The sequence below is a fragment of the Kitasatospora sp. NPDC101447 genome (genome assembly GCF_044767225.1).
Taxonomy (GTDB): domain Bacteria; phylum Actinomycetota; class Actinomycetes; order Streptomycetales; family Streptomycetaceae; genus Kitasatospora.
On the sequence record NZ_JBIWNL010000002.1, the window covers coordinates 89,822 to 109,944 of the forward strand.

18 protein-coding genes are annotated in these 20,123 nt (G+C 73.8%); 7 read left to right on the top strand and 11 right to left on the bottom strand.

What is annotated here, in order from left to right:
* Positions 1-238 precede the first annotated feature (238 nt).
* From ACIRST_RS02990 to ACIRST_RS03005, 4 genes are all read right to left on the bottom strand, one after another.
* Positions 239-1,681 carry an MFS transporter gene (locus ACIRST_RS02990; RefSeq protein WP_402799501.1) on the bottom strand — a complete coding sequence of 481 codons (1,443 nt, stop codon included), beginning with the start codon at positions 1,679-1,681 and terminating at the stop codon, positions 239-241.
* Positions 1,678-2,481, bottom strand: coding sequence for a glycerophosphodiester phosphodiesterase (locus ACIRST_RS02995; protein WP_402799504.1), 804 nt, complete (start codon positions 2,479-2,481; stop codon positions 1,678-1,680). The genes ACIRST_RS02990 and ACIRST_RS02995 overlap by 4 nt, the downstream gene beginning before the upstream one ends.
* A gap of 286 nt (positions 2,482-2,767) precedes the next feature.
* Positions 2,768-3,004 carry a hypothetical protein gene (locus ACIRST_RS03000; RefSeq protein WP_402799506.1) on the bottom strand — a complete coding sequence of 79 codons (237 nt, stop codon included), beginning with the start codon at positions 3,002-3,004 and terminating at the stop codon, positions 2,768-2,770.
* 10 nt (positions 3,005-3,014) lie between these two features.
* Entirely contained in the window at positions 3,015-3,353 is a 339-nt protein-coding gene (locus ACIRST_RS03005; protein WP_402799509.1) for a hypothetical protein, read from the bottom strand.
* 705 nt (positions 3,354-4,058) lie between these two features.
* On the opposite strand from ACIRST_RS03005, the gene ACIRST_RS03010 reads away from it, so the two are divergent.
* The 4 genes from ACIRST_RS03010 to ACIRST_RS03025 all read left to right on the top strand — a co-directional run bounded on the left by ACIRST_RS03010 (position 4,059) and on the right by ACIRST_RS03025 (position 9,633).
* Positions 4,059-6,113: a PEP/pyruvate-binding domain-containing protein gene (locus ACIRST_RS03010; protein WP_402799512.1), complete on the top strand. Its 2,055-nt coding sequence runs from the start codon at positions 4,059-4,061 to the stop codon at positions 6,111-6,113.
* A gap of 174 nt (positions 6,114-6,287) precedes the next feature.
* Positions 6,288-7,643: an acetyl-CoA carboxylase biotin carboxylase subunit family protein gene (locus ACIRST_RS03015; RefSeq protein ID WP_402799515.1), complete on the top strand. Its 1,356-nt coding sequence runs from the start codon at positions 6,288-6,290 to the stop codon at positions 7,641-7,643.
* 32 nt (positions 7,644-7,675) lie between these two features.
* Complete coding sequence (locus tag ACIRST_RS03020) at positions 7,676-8,815, top strand: nucleotide disphospho-sugar-binding domain-containing protein (protein ID WP_402799518.1); 1,140 nt, start codon at positions 7,676-7,678, stop codon at positions 8,813-8,815.
* A 164-nt stretch (positions 8,816-8,979) separates the two neighbouring features.
* A complete protein-coding gene (locus tag ACIRST_RS03025) occupies positions 8,980-9,633 on the top strand; it encodes a hypothetical protein (protein WP_402799521.1) in 654 nt (217 codons plus the stop codon).
* A 181-nt stretch (positions 9,634-9,814) separates the two neighbouring features.
* On the opposite strand, the gene ACIRST_RS03030 is transcribed toward ACIRST_RS03025, so the two are convergent.
* A complete protein-coding gene (locus tag ACIRST_RS03030) occupies positions 9,815-10,384 on the bottom strand; it encodes a hypothetical protein (protein ID WP_402799522.1) in 570 nt (189 codons plus the stop codon).
* A 69-nt stretch (positions 10,385-10,453) separates the two neighbouring features.
* Positions 10,454-11,230: a DUF2625 family protein gene (locus ACIRST_RS03035; RefSeq protein ID WP_402799524.1), complete on the bottom strand. Its 777-nt coding sequence runs from the start codon at positions 11,228-11,230 to the stop codon at positions 10,454-10,456.
* Between the two features lie 229 nt (positions 11,231-11,459).
* On the opposite strand from ACIRST_RS03035, the gene ACIRST_RS03040 reads away from it, so the two are divergent.
* Positions 11,460-12,764 carry an FAD-dependent monooxygenase gene (locus ACIRST_RS03040; protein WP_350522007.1) on the top strand — a complete coding sequence of 435 codons (1,305 nt, stop codon included), beginning with the start codon at positions 11,460-11,462 and terminating at the stop codon, positions 12,762-12,764.
* Between the two features lie 87 nt (positions 12,765-12,851).
* Here ACIRST_RS03040 and ACIRST_RS03045 read toward each other — a convergent pair whose 3' ends face one another.
* Positions 12,852-13,259, bottom strand: a complete 408-nt coding sequence (locus ACIRST_RS03045; protein WP_402799526.1) for an Imm7 family immunity protein — start codon at positions 13,257-13,259, stop codon at positions 12,852-12,854.
* Between the two features lie 108 nt (positions 13,260-13,367).
* On the bottom strand, positions 13,368-14,273 hold the full coding sequence (locus tag ACIRST_RS03050) for a UTP--glucose-1-phosphate uridylyltransferase (RefSeq protein WP_350522005.1): 906 nt from the start codon (positions 14,271-14,273) through the stop codon (positions 13,368-13,370).
* Positions 14,274-14,633: 360 nt separating this feature from the next.
* On the opposite strand from ACIRST_RS03050, the gene ACIRST_RS03055 reads away from it, so the two are divergent.
* Complete coding sequence (locus ACIRST_RS03055; RefSeq protein WP_350522004.1) at positions 14,634-15,005, top strand: YciI family protein; 372 nt, start codon at positions 14,634-14,636, stop codon at positions 15,003-15,005.
* Positions 15,002-16,282: an RNA polymerase sigma factor gene (locus tag ACIRST_RS03060; protein WP_402799528.1), complete on the top strand. Its 1,281-nt coding sequence runs from the start codon at positions 15,002-15,004 to the stop codon at positions 16,280-16,282. Before ACIRST_RS03055 ends, ACIRST_RS03060 begins: the two co-directional genes overlap by 4 nt.
* A gap of 85 nt (positions 16,283-16,367) precedes the next feature.
* On the opposite strand, the gene ACIRST_RS03065 is transcribed toward ACIRST_RS03060, so the two are convergent.
* The 3 genes from ACIRST_RS03065 to ACIRST_RS03075 all read right to left on the bottom strand — a co-directional run bounded on the left by ACIRST_RS03065 (position 16,368) and on the right by ACIRST_RS03075 (position 20,119).
* Positions 16,368-17,492: a hypothetical protein gene (locus tag ACIRST_RS03065; protein WP_402799529.1), complete on the bottom strand. Its 1,125-nt coding sequence runs from the start codon at positions 17,490-17,492 to the stop codon at positions 16,368-16,370.
* Between the two features lie 160 nt (positions 17,493-17,652).
* Positions 17,653-19,428, bottom strand: a complete 1,776-nt coding sequence (locus ACIRST_RS03070) for a penicillin-binding transpeptidase domain-containing protein (RefSeq protein ID WP_402799531.1) — start codon at positions 19,426-19,428, stop codon at positions 17,653-17,655.
* A 184-nt stretch (positions 19,429-19,612) separates the two neighbouring features.
* Positions 19,613-20,119 (bottom strand): carboxymuconolactone decarboxylase family protein, encoded by a 507-nt coding sequence (locus ACIRST_RS03075; protein ID WP_350522000.1) that lies wholly within the window; start codon positions 20,117-20,119, stop codon positions 19,613-19,615.
* Between the last annotated feature and the right edge of the window lie 4 nt (positions 20,120-20,123).

The following is a 20,123-nucleotide window of genomic DNA, read 5'->3' on the forward strand; positions in this document are numbered from 1 at the left end:
AGCCCGCCCGCTGCATGATCACGTACCGATGCGTCCGAGCCTGGTGTCAGCTCCTCTCGGAGCGTGCTCGGCCGTCAGGTGGCGGCGTTCCCGGGTGAGTCGCCGGGGACGGCGCACGGTCCGGCCGGCGTGCTGCCTGTGCCGTCCGTACTGCCCACTGCGTCGGTGCCCCTGTCGCCCCGGGTGGGGCCGGGCCCCGCAGCCCCCCGACCGGCGGGAGGCGGCAGGGCCCCGTCCGTCAGATCCGCTCGGGCACCGGGTTCCCGACGGCCTCGATGGCGCGCCGGACCGGGACCTTCGCCAGCACGGCGAAGCCGATCACGAAGAACACCAGCAGCGAGATGATCGCCGACCGGTAGCTGCCGGTGAGCTGGTACGCGAGGCCGAAGACCAGCGGGCCCATCCAGCTGGTGCCGCGGTCGCTCACCTTGTAGAGGCTGAAGTACTCGGCCTCCCGCCCGGGCGGGATGAGGTGGGAGAACAGGGAGCGGGAGAGCGCCTGGCTGCCGCCCAGGACCAGGCCGATCATGGCGGCCAGGCCGTAGAACCAGACGGGCTGGTGGGCGGGCATGAAGTAGCCGAGGGCGAGGGTGACCACCCAGCCGACCAGGGAGCCGAGGATGGTCCGCTTGGCGCCGTACCGCTGGGCGATCCGGCCGAGCATCAGGGCACCGCCGATCGCCACGATCTGGACGATGAGCACGGCGGTGACCAGCGCGCCCTGCTCCATGCCGAGTTCCTCGCTGCCGAAGAGCGAGGCCTGGGAGACGACGGTCTGGATGCCGTCGTTGTAGCAGAGGAAGGCGCCGAGGTAGAGCAGCGTGAGCGGGTGCTTGCGCATGCCCTTCAGGGTGCGGCCGAGTTCCCGCAGGCTGCCGGCGGCGGGCTGGTCGGCGGGCCGGTCGGCCGCGGCGCGGCTGGACACCGCGTCGGCCCGGCCGGACACCGCGCCGGCGCGGGAGGGCAGCCGCAGCAGCGGGACGATCGTGAACAGCGCCCACCACAGGCCGGCCGAGGCCAGGCAGATCCGTACGGCGGTGCCGGAGGTCACGCCGAGCGCCTCGTGGCCCTGGAAGAGCGCGAGGCTGGCGATCAGCAGCAGTCCGCCGCCCGCGTAGCCGTACGCCCAGCCCTTGGAGGAGATCGCGTCGCGCTCGTCGGCGGAGGCCAGGCCCGGGAGGTAGGCGTAGGACAGCGCGACCGAGACCGCGTACGAGATGTTGGCGACGACCAGCAGGGCGCCGCCGAGCAGGTAGCGGTCGCCGTCGAGGAAGAACATCCCCATCGTGGCGAGCGCGCCGACGTACGCGAAGCCGCACATCAGTTCCTTGTGCCGCCCGGTGCGGTCCGCGACGGTGCCGGTCAGCAGCATCACCGCGACCGAGATCAGCACGGAGAAGGAGACGGTGTACGGGAAGAACGAGCCCGCGCGGATCGACAGGCCGAGCGGGTGGACGTCGCCGGCCGCGTCGGCGGCCTCCTTGGCCACCGAGGTCAGGTACGGCCCGAGGAACACCGTCAGGACGCTGGCGGAGAAGGCGGCGTTGGCCCAGTCGTTGACGTACCAGCCGAACCGTATCCGCTCCAGGGCCCGGCCGTCGGCGTCGGCGGGTGCCGGGTCGGGCGCCGGCCCGGTCGGGGGGTCGTCCGGAAGGTGCGTCGCGGAGTTCGTGGTGCTCATGGGGTTCCCATCACCGTGCTGGAGCCGGTACTGCCGTCCGTCCAGCAGCCGCGCTCGCCCAGGACGTCCCGCAGGACGTCGATGCGATCGGCCATGATGCCATCCACACCGAGGTCGAGGAGAGCCCTGATCCGTGTGGGATCGTCCACAGTCCAGACGTGGACCTGCAGGCCGAGGCGGTGGGCGGCCCGGACGAAGGCCCGGTCGACCACCCGCACGCCCATGTGGCGCTCCGGCACCTGGGCGCACATTCCGGCGAACGGTGCCCCGCGCCCCGGCAGCAGCGGCCCGGCCAGCGAGCGCAGCCGCAGCCGGGCCACCTCGCGCGGGCCGAGCGAGGTGGCCAGCCGGGGGCCCGCGGCGGCGCGGACGGCGGCCAGCCGGCTGTCGGAGAAGCCGCCGACGCAGACCCGGTCCCAGGCGCCGGTCCGGCGGACCGTCTCGACCAGCGGGGCGACGGCCGAGGCCGCCTTGACGTCGATGTTGAAGCGGGCTTCGGGGAACGCGCCGAGCAGGTCCTCCAGCAGCGGCACGGGCTCGGTGCCCCCGATCCGGGCCTGCCTGACGTTCTCCCAGGGCAGCTCCGCCACGGCGCCCGTGCGGTCGGTGACCCGGTCGAGGTGGGAGTCGTGGAACGCCACCAGCACGCCGTCCCGGGTGGTGTGCACGTCCGTCTCCAGGTAGCGGTACCCGAGCGCGACGGCGGCCTCGAAGGCCCTGAGCGAGTTCTCGGGGTGCCCGAGGTCGCCGCCCCGGTGCGCGAAGGCCAGCGGCCCCGGATGGTCGAGGAAGGCGTGCATGTCGTGCTCCGAGCTGCTGGGGGAGGAAGCCGCGCGGGGAGGGAGACGCACACCGCCCGCTCCGACGCCGTCCCGGACCGCGCCCGACCGCGCGCGTTACAGTATTACGCACTCTGTCAAGCGGTAATGCGGTCACGCCGATCGGCGGGCAGGAGCACTCGGGCAGGAGCGCTCGGGCAGGAGCACTCGGACAGGAGCGCTCGGGCAGGAAGCGTCGAGCAGGAAGGGTGGAGCAGGAAGCCGGTCCGTCCGACTTCCTGCTCCACCCTTCCTGCTGCGTCCGGCCTCACCGCCGGACCAGGTACGCCTCCCCGTTCCGCAGCTCGACGCGGTGTTCCTCGGCCACCCGGGCCAGGCGTTCGAAGACCGCAGGCGGTTCGAGGTCCGCCGAGATCTCCGGCGCGTCGATGTCCGCGACGTACTGACCGGGCTTCAGCGCCGGTCCGGAGGCCGGTGTCCCCGGAGGGTGGGCCACCGTGCCGAGGATGTTCCCGCTCCGGTCGTGGATCACTGTCAAGAGCATCGTCGCCCCCTCAGGGGATGATGAACGCGATCCAGGCGGTGAAATACCGGATGGAATTCGCACTGCTGTTGAAGTACGTCGCCCAGATGTAGAACTCGTGGGTCGTGAGGTCCCCGTGGACCGTGGGGACGTTCTCGACGGACATGTCCTGCACCCACAGGGCGGTCCGCGCCTGGGCGGTTCCGGAGGGCGGCAGGGTGTCCGGCGTGCCGGTGACCACCACGCAGCCGTTGACCTGGTCGAACGAGCCGACCCAGAAGTTCACGGTCTGCCGGGAGGGGAGGCCCCCTGCTCCCAGCCACTGCGTCACGTCGTAGTAGTAGGGCCCTGACATCTGTATCGTCGCCACGGCGGCGCACCTCCATCCACCGGCGGGGGCCGTAATTCCCGGAAGGGCGGCACGAACTGATTCCAGTGTAGGTCCGAATGTCCGGGATGTATACGATTCATGTGCCCGCCGGAATCGTCACCGTCGGTCAATTCACCGGCAGTTCGTCACTCGTGGTCATGTGTTTCCGTACTCGGAAATGAATGCGTCGACTGACCGGCGATCCCCCTGTGGCCGGCGGGGCCGGAAATCGGCCGGGGAGCGGACGGGATGGATGGGGCGAATGAGGTGGATAGGGCGGATAGGGCAGATGGGGCGGCCGGGGCGGATGTGTCGGCATCCTCCCGGAGCGGGGTCCCGGTGTCGATCCCTCTGCGCCGACGCCGGTTTTTGTGAACATGACATCGAATCGATCAGGAAGTTCCGCTTCCGGCTGTGGGTGGGCGGACGGCATCTCGCCCGGGTCGTGCAGGAATCAACATTTCAGGCGTATTTCAAGCGGCCGGGTCGATCGGGCACCGACCTCCTGTGATCCCCGTCACGGAACGGCGTGTCGCACGCTTTCCCGCAGCCCGTGTTCATGGCCGAAACAATCCGCAGTGGCCTGATGTCGCCTGAATATTCGTCAGATGTTCGGAATCGATGGCAGTGTGTGTGTAGCCGTACCAACTTCTGACCTGGTGCACACCGATCGTGTACACGATGACGAATGGCTGAACTGTGCGCATGACCCGTTCGGATCGCAACGAAGCGACCACGCGGCCCCGCCTCACCGGCGAAACGCTCACCATCCAGGAGTTCTCCCAGCTCGCCGGCAACGTCGGCGGCTACCCCTATGTGAAAATCGTGCTCGACCGCGCCGAGTCGGTGCTCCACTTCATCGACAGTGCGGACGGAACACTCCACGTCCGCTACATCGCGTGCGACGTACTCGGCATGTCGATCGACGAACTCGCCCGCGGGCTCGACGCGTTCAACGACGACGTCTACCGGAATCCCGACCGCCGTTTCTATCTCGGCACCCTCGCCCTGCACGACCGCAGCGGCACCGACGAGGGCGGGCGAGCGGAAGGCCCCTTCCTCTCGCTGGAGACCGTCGACGTCGACACCATGTCCCAGGACATGCTGCGCTCCTTCTACCACCGGGTGCGCGCCCACATCGACCCCGCGCTGCCGCTCGTCCTCAAGCCGGCCAACCACCGGCAGGAGGCGTACGTCGCCGCGATCCCGGAGGACGAGATACCGCGCGTCCTGGCCCACGAGCTGTACTCCACCGCCGCGTTCGTCCCCCTGAACCCCGGGGAGGCCCACGGGCGGCTGCGGGTGTTCCGCTCGGAGGAGGAGTACCGGGCCGACCCCGAGCCGCTCCAGTGGCACGACATCGTGGTGATGCCCCGGGTGCCCGAGGACGTCCCCCGGGTGTCCGGCCTCATCCACACCGAGCACACCACCCCGCTCTCCCACATCAACGTGATGGCCACCGGGTGGCGGATACCCAACGCGGTCCGCATCGGAGCCGCCGAGCGGATCGAGGAGGCCGGGCTGGCCGGCCGGTGGGTCCGCTACCGGGTCGACGCCGACGCCGGCGACTTCCGGCTGGAAGCCGCGCCGCCGCGCCACGAAGGCGACCGGCCGGAGCCGGCGCCGCGGGCCGAACGCGTCACCGTGGACCTGCCCGACCTCACGCCCACCCCCGTCACCCCGCTGACCGAACTGCGCGCGGGCGACCACGTCCGGTTCGGCACCAAGGCCGCCAACCTCGGCGAGCTCGCCCACCTGCTGCAGCACGGCTCGCCGCGCTGGCTCGGCTTCTACCGCGTGCCGCGGCCGCCCCGGGACAACCTGCTGCGCTACCTCGCCCGTCAACTCGGCCTCCCGCAGGACGCGGACGACACCGAGCTGGCCGACGCCGCGCAGCGCCTGGTGAAGGAGTACGCCCACGTGCCGCGCGGGATCGTGCTGCCGTTCTCCCTCCAGCAGCGGTTCCTGGACTCCTCGGCGGAGCTCCGGGACGCCCTCGACCGGCTCGACACCGTGCTCCGGGACGGGACCGCGGACACCGCGGACACCGCGGAGACCGCGGAGACCGCCGGAGCCTGCCTCGAAGCGCAGCGGCTGATCCGCACCGCCCCGCTGCCCGAGCCGGTCCGCGCCGAGATCGACCGGGCGCTCGACCGGCACCTGTACGGCGCGGCCGAGCTGGTCGTCCGCAGCTCCTCCAACGCCGAGGACCTGTCGGGCTTCTCCGCCGCGGGACTCTACGAGTCGGTGGCGCACGTCAGCGGCACGGACGCGGTCGTCGAGGCGGTCCGGGAGGTGTGGGCCTCGCTGCTGTCGCCGCGCGCCGTGCAGCTGCGGCACCAGGCGGGCATCCCGCTGGACCACTGCCGCATGGGCGTGGTCGTCCAGGAGCAGGTCGGCGCCACCGTCGGCGGCGTCCTGGTCACCTGCAACCCGCTGAGCCCGCAGGACTTCCGCAGCGTCTACCTCAACATCTCGCCGCGCTCGGTCACCGAGGTGGTCACCGGCGAGGGCGCCCCCCTCCAGTACCTGTGCAACACCATGGAGGGCGGCAGCCGCACGGTCTCGCTCGGCACCGCCACCGCCGACCTGGACGCCACGACCAAGCAGCTGGTGGGCCGACTGGCCCTGATCAGCCGGCTGCTGCAGTCGCACTTCTCGCCCGACGAGAGCTACGCCGCCCCGGTCGACATCGAGTGGGCCATGGAGGGCGACCGGGTGAGCCTGCTGCAGCTGCGCCCCTTCCGCACCGCCGGCTGACGCCGGCCGCCCGCGACGGCACGGCCGCGAACGACGCGGCCGTGCCCGTCGGCGCGGGCCCACGCCGCCGCCCGCCGCACGGCGCGGCACCCCGCGGGCCGAGCGCCCAGGCCGGGCCCGCCCGCCCGGGGCGAACACCCCCGGGCCAGTGAACTTCCCTCAGGAGAGAGCACGTTGAACCGGATCCTGTACGTCTACGTCAAGGGCGGAGCCCCGCTCGACTACGCCTTCCCGCGCATCGCCGCCTGCGGCGAACTGCACGTCCTCGCGCTGGCGCCGCTGCCCACCGCCGCCGAGGAGGTGTGGCGCCCCAGCTGCACCAGCATCGAAACGGTCCCCGAGGCGCCGCGCGGCGACGACCTGGTCGAGCTGATCGTGGAGTACGCGAAGGCCATCGGGGCCGACGCGGTGCTCACGCTCTCCGAGTTCGCGGTGCTCGCCGTCGCGCACGCCGCGAGCCGGCTCGGCCTGGCCGGCGCGGGCGAGGGGATCGTCCGCGCCCGGGACAAGCGGCTGATGCGGGAGGCGTGGGCCGCCGCCGGGGTGCCGATCCCCGGCTTCCGCCGGGTCGACAGCCTCGCCGACCTGGACGCCGCCCTCGCCGAGTTCACGCCCCCGCTGCTGCTCAAGCCGGCCTGGGGCGCCGGCTCGGTCGCCCAGATCGTGCTGGAGCGGGCCGAGGACGCCGCGCCCGCGTGGGACGAGATCGAGCGCGGCCTGCAGGCCGGCAGCAAGGTCGGCATGAACGAGCTCTACGCCCCCGACACCGACCGGGACCGGCTGGTCGAGGAGATCGCCCAGGGCTCCACCGACGGCTGGTACGAGGAGTCCGGCTACGGCGACTACGTGAGCGTGGAGGGCATCGTCGCCGACGGCGTCTACCGTCCGCTGGCCATCACCGCCAAGCTGCCGACCGTCCCGTCCTTCGTCGAAGTGGCCAGCACCTCGCCCTCCGTCATGGCGGTGCCCCTGCAGCGCCGGATCGAGGAGGTCTCGCGGCAGGCCGTCGACGCGCTCGGGCTGGAGAACTGCGGCACCCACACCGAGCTCAAGCTGATGAAGGACGGCGAGCTCGTGGTCATCGAGACCGCGGCCCGGTTCGGCGGCCTGCTGACGACCCGGCAGGTCCACGAGGTGTTCGGGCTCGACCCGATCGGCATGCTGGTCCGGCAGCTGCTGGGCGAGCGCGTCGACTACCCCGGGGCCATGCTCACCGACGGGCTCCGGGCGGCCGCCTCGGTGGCCGTCGTCCCGGCCGACGCGTTCGGCCTGCCCTGGCGCACCCGCCCGGTCTGGGACCCGCAGGCCGTGGACTGGCAGAGCCTGCTGTCCCCGGGCAGCACCATCGAGGCCGTCCCCGGATTCGCCATGCCGGCCGGACAGCCGGTGCCCGCCTTCGACCCGAACGCCGGGTCGCGCAACTGGCTCGGGGTCTACCTGCTGAGCGCCGTCGACGCCGACACCCTGCAGCGCGACTGCAACGCGGTGCTGAACGGCCTGGAAGCCGCCCTGCACCGCGCCGCCGGCTGACCCCCGCCCCACCCGACCACCGAGGTACTTCGATGCGTGTACTGTTCGCCGGCGCACCCGGCGTCGGCCATCTCTTCCCGCTGGTTCCGCTCGCCCGGGCGGTGCGCGGGCTCGGCCACGAGGTCGCGGTGGCCTCGATGGACGGCGGCGAGGCCGTCGCCGCGTCCGGACTGCCGTACCTGCCGCTCGCCCCCGGCGTGGACTGGCGCCTGGAGATCCGCGAGGCCGGCCGCACCCGGCGGCCCGACCTGATGCGGCGGGTCGTCGAGACCAACGCGGCCGACCGCGAGGCCTTCGTCCCGCTGGCCGCGCACGTCAACAGCACGGTGGCCGACGCCACCGTCGAACTGGCCGCGCAGTGGCGGCCGGACCTGGTGGTGTACGAGTACCTGTTCCCGGTGGCCCTCCTCGCGGCGACCACCCTCGGCGTGCCCGCCGTCCAGCACGACCTCGGATTCGTCCGCACCCCCGGGCTGCGCGAACTGATGCTCACCGAGATGGCGGACACCTTCGCCCGGCACGGGATCGACCGGCTCCCCGAGCCGGCCGACACCCTCGACGTCGCCCCGCCGAGCATGGCCGGCACCGAACGGTACGGCCGCACCCTGCGGCCCGTCGCCTACAACGGCGAAGGCGCCCTGCCCGAGCCCCTGGCCGCCCCCGCCCACCGCCCGCGGGTGGCGGTCACCCTGGGCACCGTGCCGCCCAAGACCGACGGCCTGACCAGGATCGAGCGGGTGATCGCGGCCGCCGCCGAGGTCGACGCCGACTTCGTCCTCGCCACCGGCGAACTCGACCTCGGCACGCTCGGCACCCTGCCGGACAACGTCCACGCGTACGGCTGGGTGCCCTGGCGGGCCCTGCTGGACACCTGCGCCGCCGCGATCCACCACGGCGGCAGCGGCACCGCACTCGCCGCCCTGGACGCGGGCATCCCGCAACTCGCGCTGCCCGACGGCTCCGACCGCTTCATCAACGCCCACGCGGTTCGCGACCGCGGCGCCGGCCTCAGCGCGGGCGCCGAGGAGATCGGCCCGGCCCTGCTGGAGCGCCTGCTCACCGAACCCGGCCCGGCCCGGGCCGCCCGCGAGGTCAGCGCCGAGCTCGCGGCGATGCCGAGCCCGGCGGCGGTGGCCGAACACCTCCTGGGCCTCGCAACGCTCAGCGGCTGAGGCCGGCCGGCGGGGGCCGCGAACCCGCGGCCCCCGCCGAGCGCTTCGCCGAAGGCCCCGGCGACGGCCCCGGTGCCGGCCCCCGGCGGGCGGCTTCCCGTCCGACCGTTCCCCGTGCGAGGCTGCCGCCGCAGAGTTCGTTCCGCCTGGGGGAGGACCAGTCCATGTCCGAGCACGGCCCGGAGCAGCCGCACGTCCTGCGAACCGTCAACCGGATCAGCGGAGATGTGCAGGGCCCGGTGATCCAGGCGGACGTGATCATCGGCGACATCCACCTGACGCCCGACGGTGCCCCGTCCCCTGGCGCGGGACCGGCGGTCTCGGTCGAGCTGTTCGGCACCAGCAGCACCTGTGTCGCCTACGAGGGCGGCGACGGGCGGGTGCAGAACGTCGCCGTCGGGGTGAAGGTGCTGGTCGAGGGGCTCACGGCGCAGGCGGTCGTGCTGCGCCGGATGCGGCCCGTGGTCGACTCGCGGCGACCGGCGCGACCGCCCGTTCTCCGCGTGGAGATGCTGGCAGCGCTCGAAACACGGGGTTTCACGGCCGACTTGGACGCCGAGCCCCCGACACTCGGCCCGGCTCGGCCCGGAGCTCCCGACTTCCCCTTCACGGTCACCAACGCGGGCCCGGAGCTGTTCGCCGTCGCCCCCGGCTCGACCTGCGAGGTGGAGTGGCACCTCGAACTGGACTGGACGAGCGCGGGCCGCAGCGGCACGGTCGTCATCGACCGGGACGGCCGGCCGTTCACCTACCTGCCCGTACCGGTGGGTGACCCCGGCAGCGGCCGTCCGCCGGGGCAGCCGCTCCGGGATCAGTAGCCGTAGCCGTAGCCGTGGCAGCACCGACGCCCGGGGCCGAGGCGCGCAGCTGCTCGTCCCGAAGGACCGCCCGGTAGCCCGGCCCGGCGCTCGGTCGGCGGTCGCAGTCACGGAGGGTCCGGAGCGCCTCCTGGGCGGCAGGGGTGATCCGGCCGAGGCGGACGGGCGACCGGTGGGCGGTTCAGGCGACCAGGTCGGGCTGTCGGGCCTCGCCCGGGTGGGGCGGCGCGCCTTCCGGCAGGTCGCGGCCGAGCAGGAGGAGCGCGCCCGCAGGGACGCCGTAGGTCAGGACCCGGTCGGCGTCCCTGGTGTGCTGGACGGCAGGGTCCAGCACACCGGGGAAGCGCGTCTGGGTGCAGGTGCGCCGGCGGACGGCGGACACCCAGGGCAGGACCATGCCGACTCCCGCGTAGGCGCGGGCGCGTTCGTTGGGCCAGGTCGGGTCGAGGGCGCGGCCGTGCTCGTCGGCGCACCAGGCGTGGTGGGTCACCGTGCCGTCGTCCTCGATCACGTAGCCCTCGACGTACGCCAGGGCGGGCGATCTGCGGGCGACGCGCCAGGCGTTGGGGAAGCAGGCGCCGCCGTTGCCCCGCCGGGGCATGCCGGCCGGCCAGGGGCACGGCTCCTGGAGGCGCCCCTGGGCGAGGACCACGGCTTCGGCGGTGAGCGCGCCGCGCGCGGCCCTCGCCCGCAGCGCGCCGACAAGGGCCCGCTCGTGGCGGGAGGTTCCGGCGTTCACGGTGGAGGACACGCTCGTCAGTCTTCTCAACCCCCAAGGGCGGCGCGAGAAGTACTACGCCATCCGATGGCCCGGGCCGCCCTACACCACGCCGAGGAACCCGGGGTCGGCGGCGCCCAGCTGCCGCGCGAAGTCGGCTGCGACCCCGAGGACTTCGCGCATCGGCACGGCCCGGCGAGCCGTGCCGGAGAGGTCCGCGTGCGCCTCCTCGGACCACAGGAACGGAAACACCGTGATGCCCTGGGAGAGCGCGAGTTCCTCGGCCTCCGCGCGCCAGCCGGGCCAGCGCAGCCCGTCGTAGAACGCCTCCGTGCCGCCTGAGAGGAGCCAGGAGACCCACGCGGAGTGGCCCATGTCCAGGGCCTCCCACTCCAGGGTGTCGGGGGCGAAGTAGGTCATCTGTCCCGGTATCCCCGGGCGGCCGCCGGCGGCCGGGTCGTGGCCGTTGAGCGCGAAGACACCGCCGACGGCGTCGTGGCCGACGACCAGGGCGGTGGCGGGGTGCCAGGCGGGGTCGAACGCGGTGGGGAAGCGGTTGACCCGCCCCAGGCTGGGCAGGCCGCCGTCCGCCGCGCCGCCGTCCTCCGCTGCACCGCCGTCAGCCGGGCCGCCGCCCGCCGCCGGGGCGCCGCCGCCGAAGACGCGCACCCAGCCGTGGTCCAGGAGCAACCCGCCGGTGTGCAGCACCAGCGCGCCGAGCACGGAGCGCGCGGTGACCTGCAGCTGCAGCAGGCAGCGGCGTCCCTCGTCGCGGTCGGCGGGCAGCACACGGGCGGGGACGGGGCTCGCCGCGAGCACCGCCGCCAGCTCGGGCCAGGCCGGATCGTCCACCTCGGTCAGTTCGTCGATCGCGCGCATCCGAGGATGATCGCACCGCGGCCCGCCGCACCGCCGGGCGGGTGGCCGACGCGCGGGTGGCCGACGGCGGCGGCCGACGACGCCCTGCGACGCCCTGCGACGCCCTGTCAGCGCCCTGTCAGTGCGCTGCCGGTGGCATGTCGGTGCTGTGAGCGGTCTGTTCGTGTGCCGTGGGCGGCCCGCCGCAGGCTGGTCCACACCAGCACCACCGACCCACGGGAGGTCCACCGTGTCGAGCAACAACCGGACGAACAACACCGAGCCCGGCCACCGCGAGCCCGGCCACGCCGAGTCGATCAGCCCCGGGCCCGACGGCGGCAGCGCCCGCCCGACCTCGGTCCTGGTCTCCGGCGCCGGGATCGCCGGCACCGCCCTCGCCTACTGGCTGCAGCGCTACGGCTTCCGCGTCACCGTGGTCGAGCGCGCCCGGGCGCTGCGCGGCGGCGGTCAGGCGGTGGACATCCGCGGCAACGCCCTGGACGTCGTCGAGCGCATGGGCCTGCTGGCGGAGGTCCGGGCCCGCAGGACCGGCCTGCGGGGGATGTCCGTGGTCGACGCGGACGGCCGTGAACTGAGCCGCACCACCGAGTGGACGGCCAGTGGCGGCGAGGTCGGCGGTCCCGACGTGGAGATCCTGCGCGACGAGCTCGCGGAGCTGATCGCGGGAGCGGCCGGGCCGGGCGTGGAGTACCGGTTCGACGACTCGATCGACACCCTCGTCCAGTACGGGGACGGCGTGCAGGTCCGGTTCCGTAGCGGTACCGAGCAGTCGTTCGACCTCGTCGTGGGCGCCGACGGCCTGCACTCGAACACCCGCCGGCTCGTCTTCGGCCCAGAGACCGACTACCTGCACTCCATCGGCACCTACATCGCCGGCTGGAGCGTCCCCAACCACCTCGGCCTGGACCGCTGGGAGATCGTCCAGCAGGCCGATACCGGCTGGAGCAGCCTGGTGATGACCGTCCGCGACAACACCGAACTGCGGGTCTTCGTCGGCTTCGCCACCGATGAGCCGCTGGAGCGCATGCTGCCCCGGGACCGCACCGCCCAGCGCCGGCTGGTCGCCGAGCGCTGCGCCGGGATGGGCTGGGAGATGCCGCGCTTCCTCCGGGGGATGTGGGAGACGGACGCCTTCCACTACGACGTCGTCGCCCAGATCCGGATGGAGCACTGGTCCAACGACCGCGTCGTCCTGCTCGGCGACGCCGGGTACTGCTGCTCCCCGTTCACGGGCCAGGGCACCAGCGTGGCCCTGACCGCGGCCTACGTCCTGGCCGGGGAGCTGCACGCGGCGGACGGCGACCACCGGCGCGCCTTCCCCGCCTACGAGAAGCGGCTGCGTGACCACGTCGCGGCCAACCAGGCCATCCTGGAGCTGACCACCAGGGTCTACGGCATCGACGCCGCGACCGCCGGTCCGGAGGAGGACGCCGAAGCCCCCGGCGCCGCGGCCGGGCCCGGCCTCGACCGTCCCGGCCCGGAGATGGAGGCGGCCTTCCGTGCCGCCACCGTCTTCGACCTGCCCGACTACTGAGGGCGCGTCACCGAGGAGCGGGCTCCGACCGACCGGCAGGACCGGCCGGCCAGGGCGGGCGGCGCGGGCGGCGCGGCAGGGGGGCGCTCAGCCCTCGAACGGGTCCTCCAGCACCGGGATGCACGGTGACAGCAGCGGCTCGGTGTGCTCGGTGACCCGGCCGCGGACCATCCTGAGCACGCGGACGTCGTTCCCGTGGGGGTGGTCCTCGTCGTCGCGGACGTGCAGCAGGCCGTACGAGCCGGGCGCGCGCTCGCCGACCTCGCGGAAGAAGTCGACGATCTCCGGATCCCGGTGGTTCGGGTGGCCGGCGAGGTGGAGGAAGAGCGAACCGTTCATCCACCGCAGGTCCAGGAGGTACGGGGTGGCGATCTCGTCGATCCGGCGCCGGATGCCCTCGGCGATCTCCCGCAGGCGGGCCTCGACGAGGCCGATGTCGTCGTCCTCGGCCTCGGCCGTCTCCAGGACGTTGATCCACCCGTGGTACTCGAACATGGCTCGGAAGCCTACCGACCGGCGGCCGCCGCGCTCGGTGGGATCCTCCCCGGCGGCCGGCGCCGACCGGCCCACGGCTGTCGCCGACCGGCGCCCGGCCGTGGGCGGTCAGCCGGTGGCCGGCGCGAGTTCGGCGGCGAGCCTGCGCAGGTCGGGGCCGTACTCGGGGTTGGCGAGGGCGGCGGCGAACTGGGCGCGGAGGTAGGCGGCGGGGTTGCCGGTGTCGTACCAGGTGCCGTCGATGACCTGGCCGTAGACGGCGCGGCGGGCGGCGTAGGCGTTGATGGCGTCGGTGAGGTAGACCTCGTCCTCCGGCTTCTCGTGCCAGCGGCGGGTGAGTTCGCGCAGTTCGTCGACGATGCCGGGGGTGATGACGTAGCCGCCGATGGCCGCGTACGCGGAGGGCGCGTCGACCGGCTTCGGCTTCTCGACCAGCCCGGTGATCCGGAGCGAGCCGCCGCCGAGGTCCTCCTTCACCACCGGCACGCCGTAGCGGTAGGAGTCCTCGGGGGCCATCGGCATCAGCGCCAGGACCGGCGCGTTCGTCTGCTCGTACGCCCGGATCAGCTGCTGCGCGCGGGGGACCTCGGCCACGAACACGTCGTCGGGCCACAGCACCAGGCAGGGGTCGTCGCCGAGGTGGCGGGCGGCGTTGAGCACCGGGGTGCCGTTGCCGTACGGGCCGTGCTGGTAGAGGTAGCTGATGTGGCCGCGGCGGGACAGCTCGCCGACCTCCTCGACCGCGTCCGCGAAGGCCGCCTTGCCGTCGCGGCGCAACTGGTCGACGAGGACGGGGTTGGGGCGGAAGTGCTCCTGGATCATGCCCTTGTCGCCGTTGACGACGATGGTGATGTCGGTGATGCCGCTCTCGATCAGCTCGCGCACGGTGTGTTCGATCACCGGCTTGTCGCCGACCGGCAGCATCTCCTTCGGCGTGGCCTTGGTCAGCGGCAGGAGGCGGGATCCGAGTCCGGCGGCGGGGATGACGGCTCGGCGGATCGTCCTGGGGGCCATGTGCCCTCTCTCGTCTCGACGGTGGTGCGGCGCGCGGGTGCGGTGCAGGTGCCTGCACGAGGTCGCGGTGACGTCACGCTACCAAGGGTTCCGGTGTGATTGTTTCCGTTGACCTGCTGGGGAGTTGGGGTCGTGGATCAAGAATTCGTCGACCGTTCACCGGGGCGCCGGCGGCGCGTGCGCCTGGCCGCCCCGGGGCGCCGGGGGCACGGGCACGCGTGGGCGCGGATGCGCCGCTGCGGCGGGATCGCGGGAAGTCCGTGGGAGAGTTCCGGCGGAGGACGTCAAGACGGCGGCGCCCGCTCCGACCACCGGTCGGAGCGGCCCCGCCGGGGCCCGCACACCCGAGGGAGTCACGAGATGAAGTTCCTGATCAGCCTGCACATCAACCCGGCTGTGCTGGACGCGCTGACCGACGAGGAGAAGGCGGCGATCGGCGCCGGGCACGGCAGGTTCATCGAGGAGGTGAAGGAGTCCGGCGAGCTGATCCTCACGCAGGCGCTGGTCGACCCGTCGCAGGCCGCCGTGGTGACCGTCCGCAACGGGCAGCCGGTGGTGACGGACGGCCCGTTCCTGGAGGCCAAGGAGTTCCTGGGCGGGTTCTACCTGGTCGACTGCGAGGACAGGGCGCGCGCGATCGAGCTGGCGGCCCGGATCCCGGACACCCGGATCGCGGGCCTGGGCGTCGAGGTGCGGCAGGTGATGTTCTCCGACGGAAACTTGGAGGCATGACGGCTACGGGCAACGAGGACGACGAACGCAACCGGGACACCGGGGACCGACCGGACCGCCGGGACACCGGGGACACCGGGGACCTGCTGCGTGGGCTCACGCCGCAGGTCCTCGGCACGCTGGTGCGGAAGTACGGCCGGTTCGAGGGGTGCGAGGACGCCGTGCAGGAGGCCGTCCTGGCCGCCGCCGTGCAGTGGCCGTCCGAGGGGGTGCCGGCCAACCCGCGCGGCTGGCTGGTGACGGTCGCCTCCCGGCGGCTGGTCGACCAGGTGCGCAGCGACCGGGCGCGCCGGGAGCGGGAGTCGGCGACGGCGGCCGCCGAGGTGGTGCCGGAGGGGGTGCCGGACACCGACGACACCCTGCTGCTGCTGTTCCTGTGCTGCCACCCGGCGCTGACCGCCGCCTCCCGGACCGCCCTGACGCTGCGGGCGGTCGGCGGGCTGACCACGGCCGAGATCGCCCGGGCGTTCCTGGTGCCGGAGGCCACGATGGCGGCCCGGATCAGCCGGGCCAAGCAGCGGATCCGGGCCGCCGGGAGCTCGTTCGCGCCGCCCGCGGGCGCCGAGCGCGAGGAGCGGCTGCGGGTCGTCCTGCACGTGCTCTACCTGATCTTCAACGAGGGCTACACCGCGTCCTCGGGCAGCGAGCTGGACCGCCCGGACCTCGCCCGTGAGGCCGTCCGGTTGACCAGGTCGGTGTACGCGCAGCTGCCCGGGGACGGCGAGGTGGCCGGGCTGCTGGCGCTGATGCTGCTGACCGACGCCCGGCGGAGCGCCCGGACGACCGCGGCCGGGGACCTCGTCCCGCTGGACGAGCAGGACCGGACGGCGTGGGACCGCGCGCTGATCGACGAGGGCACCGCGCTGGTCAAGTCGGCGCTGGCCGGGCCGGCGCTCGGCCCGTACCAGCTGCAGGCCGCCATCGCCGCCACCCACGCCGACGCGGTGACCGCCGCGGACACCGACTGGCGGCAGGTGCACGGCCTCTACCTGATCCTGGAGCGGATCGCGCCCAATCCGGTGGTCACCCTCAACCGCGCCATCGCCCTGTCCGAGGTCGAGGGCCCGGAGGCCGGGTTGGCCCTCCTCGCCACCCTGGACGCCGACGCCCGGATGGCCGGGCACCACCGGCTGCTGTCCGTGCGGGCGCACCTGCTGGAGAAGGCCGGCGACCGCGCCGGGGCGTACGAGCACTACCGCCGCGCTGCCCGGGCCACCGCGAGCCTGGCGGAGCAGCGCTACCTGGAGGGCCGCGCGGTGCGGGTCCGGCGGGTCTGACCCGTTCGGCGGGCGGTCCGGCCCGTCCGCCCGCCCCGACCCGCCCGCGGCGCCCGACCCGCCCGCGCCGGCCGGGCGACGGCCGTCAGCCCGGCCCGTCGGCCTCGTCGGTGGCCGGCCGCCAGTCCTCGAAGACCCGCAGGCGCAGCCGGGAGCGGCTGAAGTCCGCGAACCACCGCAGCCACTCGTTCTGCCCGGCCAGGGCGGCGCGGGCCGTCGCGTACCAGTCCTCGCGGTCGAGGAGCGCGAGGTAGGCGGCGAGGACCGCATCGAGCTGGGCGGGGGTGCAGCCGGAGTACTCGGGGGACTCGGTGGCCAGGTGCAGCGTCAGCGAGGCCACCACGCAGAAGCGCTCGACGGTGGGCGGCGGGTCGCCCGCGTGGCGGGCGTGGGCCGCCAGGACGGCGGCGGAGTGCGGGTAGTGGCGCAGGGTCATTCCCATGCCGGCGCTCTGCGTCATGATCTGCAGCAACCGCCCGGTGTGGTCGAGCAGTTCGTGGTCCTGCCCGAACTCCGGGAGCGCCTCGTGCAGTCGGGCGGCCGTGGCGGCCCTGCCCGCGAAGTAGCCGTTGAGGAAGTCGCCGTCGACCGCCCGGCGCAGCAGCCACGGGCGGGTGGCCGGGTCGTCGAGCCGGCAGAGCGCCTCGACGACGTAGACCCGCCCCCAGCCCGCCACCCGGTCGGCCAGCCAGAGCAGGTGCGCCGCTCCGCCGTCGAGGCGTTCGAGCGCGTGCGCCGCGAGCGGGCCGGAGGTTCCGGACAGCAGTCCGATCGTCCGGATCAGCGGGCCGTCGTCCGGCGCGGCGGCCTCGGCGAGCAGCGCGAGCCCGACGGTGACGGCGCCCTCGTCGGTGCCGTGGCGCACCAGCCACCGTCCGGTCCGCCGGACCCGCCACGCGTCGGTGCACCGGCGGGCGGCCGCGGCGATGTCCGCGTTGCGGTGGATCGGCACGTAGAGGTCGCGGAACGCGTCGGCCAGTGCGCCGGGTTGGGCGGACGGCTCGGCGAAGTGCGCGTCCAGGACGCGGGCGACCGGGAGGCCCGCCGTCCGCAGGTCGTCGGGCGCCGCGGGGCGTGGTCGACCGTCGTCGGGGTACGGCTTTCCGTCGCGGGGCAGCGGCTCGTTCGGGTTCTGCCGGTGCAGGCGTACCGCGTGGTCGTACAGGCCGGTTCGGGTGTCGGGCGACCGGGGCCCGGGCACCGCGCTCACCAGCGGTCGGTGGACTCGATTCTCGTGATCACGGCGCCGATGGTCGCACCCGAACTCCGCGCTTGGCAAGCGGTTTTACGATCCGTTTCCCGGCCGGTCCCGAGCGGTGGGCCCCCGCCGACCGCAGCGACGCGGACGACGGGGGCCTGAAGACGGGCCCTCAGCCGCCGGCCTTCAGGACCTGGGCGGCCGCCACGCCGGCCGCGCTGTTGCCGTGGCCCCCGCCCTCGACCTCGGCGGCGACGGCGAGGTCGCCGCGGTAGGCGATGAACCAGCTGTTGGTGGCCTGGCTGCCGCCGGCCTCGACGGTGCCGGTCTTGGCGCCGATCTGGCCGGACAGGCCGGACATCGGGGCGCGGGCGGTGCCCTGGGTGGCGGTCTTGGACATCATCGAGCGCAGGTCCCGTGCGACGTCGGCGGGGAGCTTCCCGGGTGCCGTCGCGCGCTTGGCGTCCTCCCGCAGCACGGGCTGGCGGAACGTTCCGCTCTGCACGGTGGCGGCGACCGAGGCCATCGCCAGCGAGTTGACCTGGATCCTGCCCTGGCCGATGTACTCGGAGGCCGCGTCGTCGTTGTTCGCCGGCACCGGGACGGTGGCGTCCCGGCTGTCGATGCCGATGTGCCACTCCAGGCCGAGGCCGAACTGGTCGCGGGCCACCTTGGTGAGCGTGCCCGGCTGCAGCTTCTCCAGGCCCTTGTCGATGAAGCCGGTGTTGCAGGAGTGACTGAAGTCGTCCGCGAGCGTGTACGAGGGGAAGTTGCCCGGCTCGTCGTTGTGCCACGGGCGCGGCGAGAAGGTGGTCTCCTTGCACGGCACCACGGTGTCCGGGGAGACCCCGGCCTCCAGCAGGGCGGCGGAGGTGATCACCTTCATCGTGGAGCCGGGCGGCTGGCCGCCCGAGACCGCGCGGTTGTGGCCGCTCGGCGAGTAGGCCATCGCCAGGATGTTCCCGGTGCTCGGCTGGACGGCCACCAGCGAGGCCGGCTTGCCGCCCGCCGCCTGCTGCTTGACCGCCTCCTCGGCGACCTGCTGGAGGCCGGCGTCCAGGGTCAGCTTGACCTGCGGTGCGCTCGGCGGGGTCAGCACGAACAGCTGCTCGGGCTCCCGCCCGGTGCCCGAGAGCACCACGGCCCGCCCGTTGACGACGGTCGCACCGTCGGCGGGCCCGATCTTGGCGAGCACGGCGGTCAGCGACGGGAAGCCGTCGAGCGGCTTGCCGTTGCGGTCGACCGGCTTGGACACCGGGTCGGGCAGCTGCTTCACGGCGATCGTGCCGCCCGTGGCGAGGTGCGGGTGGAGCACGGTCGGCGCCCAGTGCACGACGGCCTTGCCCTCCTGGGAGCGGACCACGCTGAGCGCGCTGTCGTACTCCCAGGCGCCCGTGGTGTTCTCGAACTCGGCCTTCACCCGGAAGCCGACGGCCGGATCGCTCGCCGTGCCGGCGGGCGCGGGGCCCGTCGGGGTCAGCGCGAGCGAGCGGGTCGGCACGTTCTCGCGGAACACGGCCAGTGCGGCGCGGGCGGTCTCCGGCTTGTCCGTGAGGGCGGAGGCGGCGGTCACGTCCCCGCGGCCCCAGGCCGCCAGGAAGTCCTTCGCCACCGCCGCGGCCTGGTCGGCGGTCGGCGGCTCCTGCGGGCCCTTCGCCGCGGTGTCGGGCCCCTGGGCGCCGCCGCCGTCGCTGCTCGACGTGTTGCCGCCCTGCACGGCGTTCACGATGTTGTAGAGGCCGTACCCGCCGACGGCCAGCAGGGCGGCGAACACCCCGCCCGCCGCCACCAGCACGGCCCGCCGCGCTCCCGAGCGGCGCGGGGCTACCTCCTCGTCCGCCTCGTCCGCGAACTCGACGCCCCGGTACCCGGCGTCCTCGAACCGGCCGTGGCCGTCGTCGAGCTCGGTGTACCCGGCGTAGTCGTCCGGCTCCTGCGCCTCGCGCATGGTCTCGTCCCCCCTGTGTCCTGCCTGATCACGGGCCCGCCCCCTCCGGCAATCCCCGGCCCGCTGCCCGCCCGGTCGTCCGGCGATCCGTTCGAGCGCGGACCAGCCTATGCGGGGCAGGGCGATCGGTCGACAGCAGGAGGGCCCGCCGGGCAGCCGGCAGGCCCTCCTGCGGCGCCTGGCCCTACGCCCAGGGATCGGTGAAGGCGCGGCCCGGGACGGGCTTGGCGATCACGGCGACGGCGGTGAAGAAGTTGACCTGGCCGATGGCGATCATCAGGGTGGCCAGGGCCGTCTCGTCGTAGTGCTCGGCGACCTCGGCGTACAGCGCGTCGGAGACTCGCTCGCCGTGCGGGTCGGGCCGGAGGGCGGCCTCGACCAGGGCGAGGGCGGCCCGCTCGGGAGCGGTGAAGTACGGCGAGTCCTGCCAGGAGGCGACCGAGGTGATCCGCTCCTCGCTCTCGCCGGCCTTGCGGAGGAAGCCGGTGTGCAGGACGGTCAGATAGGTGTTGGCGGCGATCTGGCCCGCCCGCAGCTGGACCAGGCCGATGGTGCTGCGGGGCACCGAGCGGTTGCCGGTGGCCCGGAAGAGCGCGGCCGACACCTCGGCCAGTGCGGGCACGAGCTGAACCGGGTCCTGGGCCATCCGGGGGCGCAGCGGGATCTCGGTGGTGATCGAGCGGGTGGTCATCGTC

Coding starts and splice junctions, on each gene's coding strand:
- ACIRST_RS02990 (WP_402799501.1), bottom strand. CDS start 1,681: ATGAGCACCACGAACTCCGCGACGCACCTTCCGGACGACCCCCCGACC.
- ACIRST_RS02995 (WP_402799504.1), bottom strand. CDS start 2,481: ATGCACGCCTTCCTCGACCATCCGGGGCCGCTGGCCTTCGCGCACCGG.
- ACIRST_RS03000 (WP_402799506.1), bottom strand. CDS start 3,004: ATGCTCTTGACAGTGATCCACGACCGGAGCGGGAACATCCTCGGCACG.
- ACIRST_RS03010 (WP_402799512.1), top strand. CDS start 4,059: ATGACCCGTTCGGATCGCAACGAAGCGACCACGCGGCCCCGCCTCACC.
- ACIRST_RS03020 (WP_402799518.1), top strand. CDS start 7,676: ATGCGTGTACTGTTCGCCGGCGCACCCGGCGTCGGCCATCTCTTCCCG.
- ACIRST_RS03025 (WP_402799521.1), top strand. CDS start 8,980: ATGTCCGAGCACGGCCCGGAGCAGCCGCACGTCCTGCGAACCGTCAAC.
- ACIRST_RS03035 (WP_402799524.1), bottom strand. CDS start 11,230: ATGCGCGCGATCGACGAACTGACCGAGGTGGACGATCCGGCCTGGCCC.
- ACIRST_RS03045 (WP_402799526.1), bottom strand. CDS start 13,259: ATGTTCGAGTACCACGGGTGGATCAACGTCCTGGAGACGGCCGAGGCC.
- ACIRST_RS03050 (WP_350522005.1), bottom strand. CDS start 14,273: ATGGCCCCCAGGACGATCCGCCGAGCCGTCATCCCCGCCGCCGGACTC.
- ACIRST_RS03055 (WP_350522004.1), top strand. CDS start 14,634: ATGAAGTTCCTGATCAGCCTGCACATCAACCCGGCTGTGCTGGACGCG.
- ACIRST_RS03060 (WP_402799528.1), top strand. CDS start 15,002: ATGACGGCTACGGGCAACGAGGACGACGAACGCAACCGGGACACCGGG.
- ACIRST_RS03070 (WP_402799531.1), bottom strand. CDS start 19,428: ATGCGCGAGGCGCAGGAGCCGGACGACTACGCCGGGTACACCGAGCTC.
- ACIRST_RS03075 (WP_350522000.1), bottom strand. CDS start 20,119: ATGACCACCCGCTCGATCACCACCGAGATCCCGCTGCGCCCCCGGATG.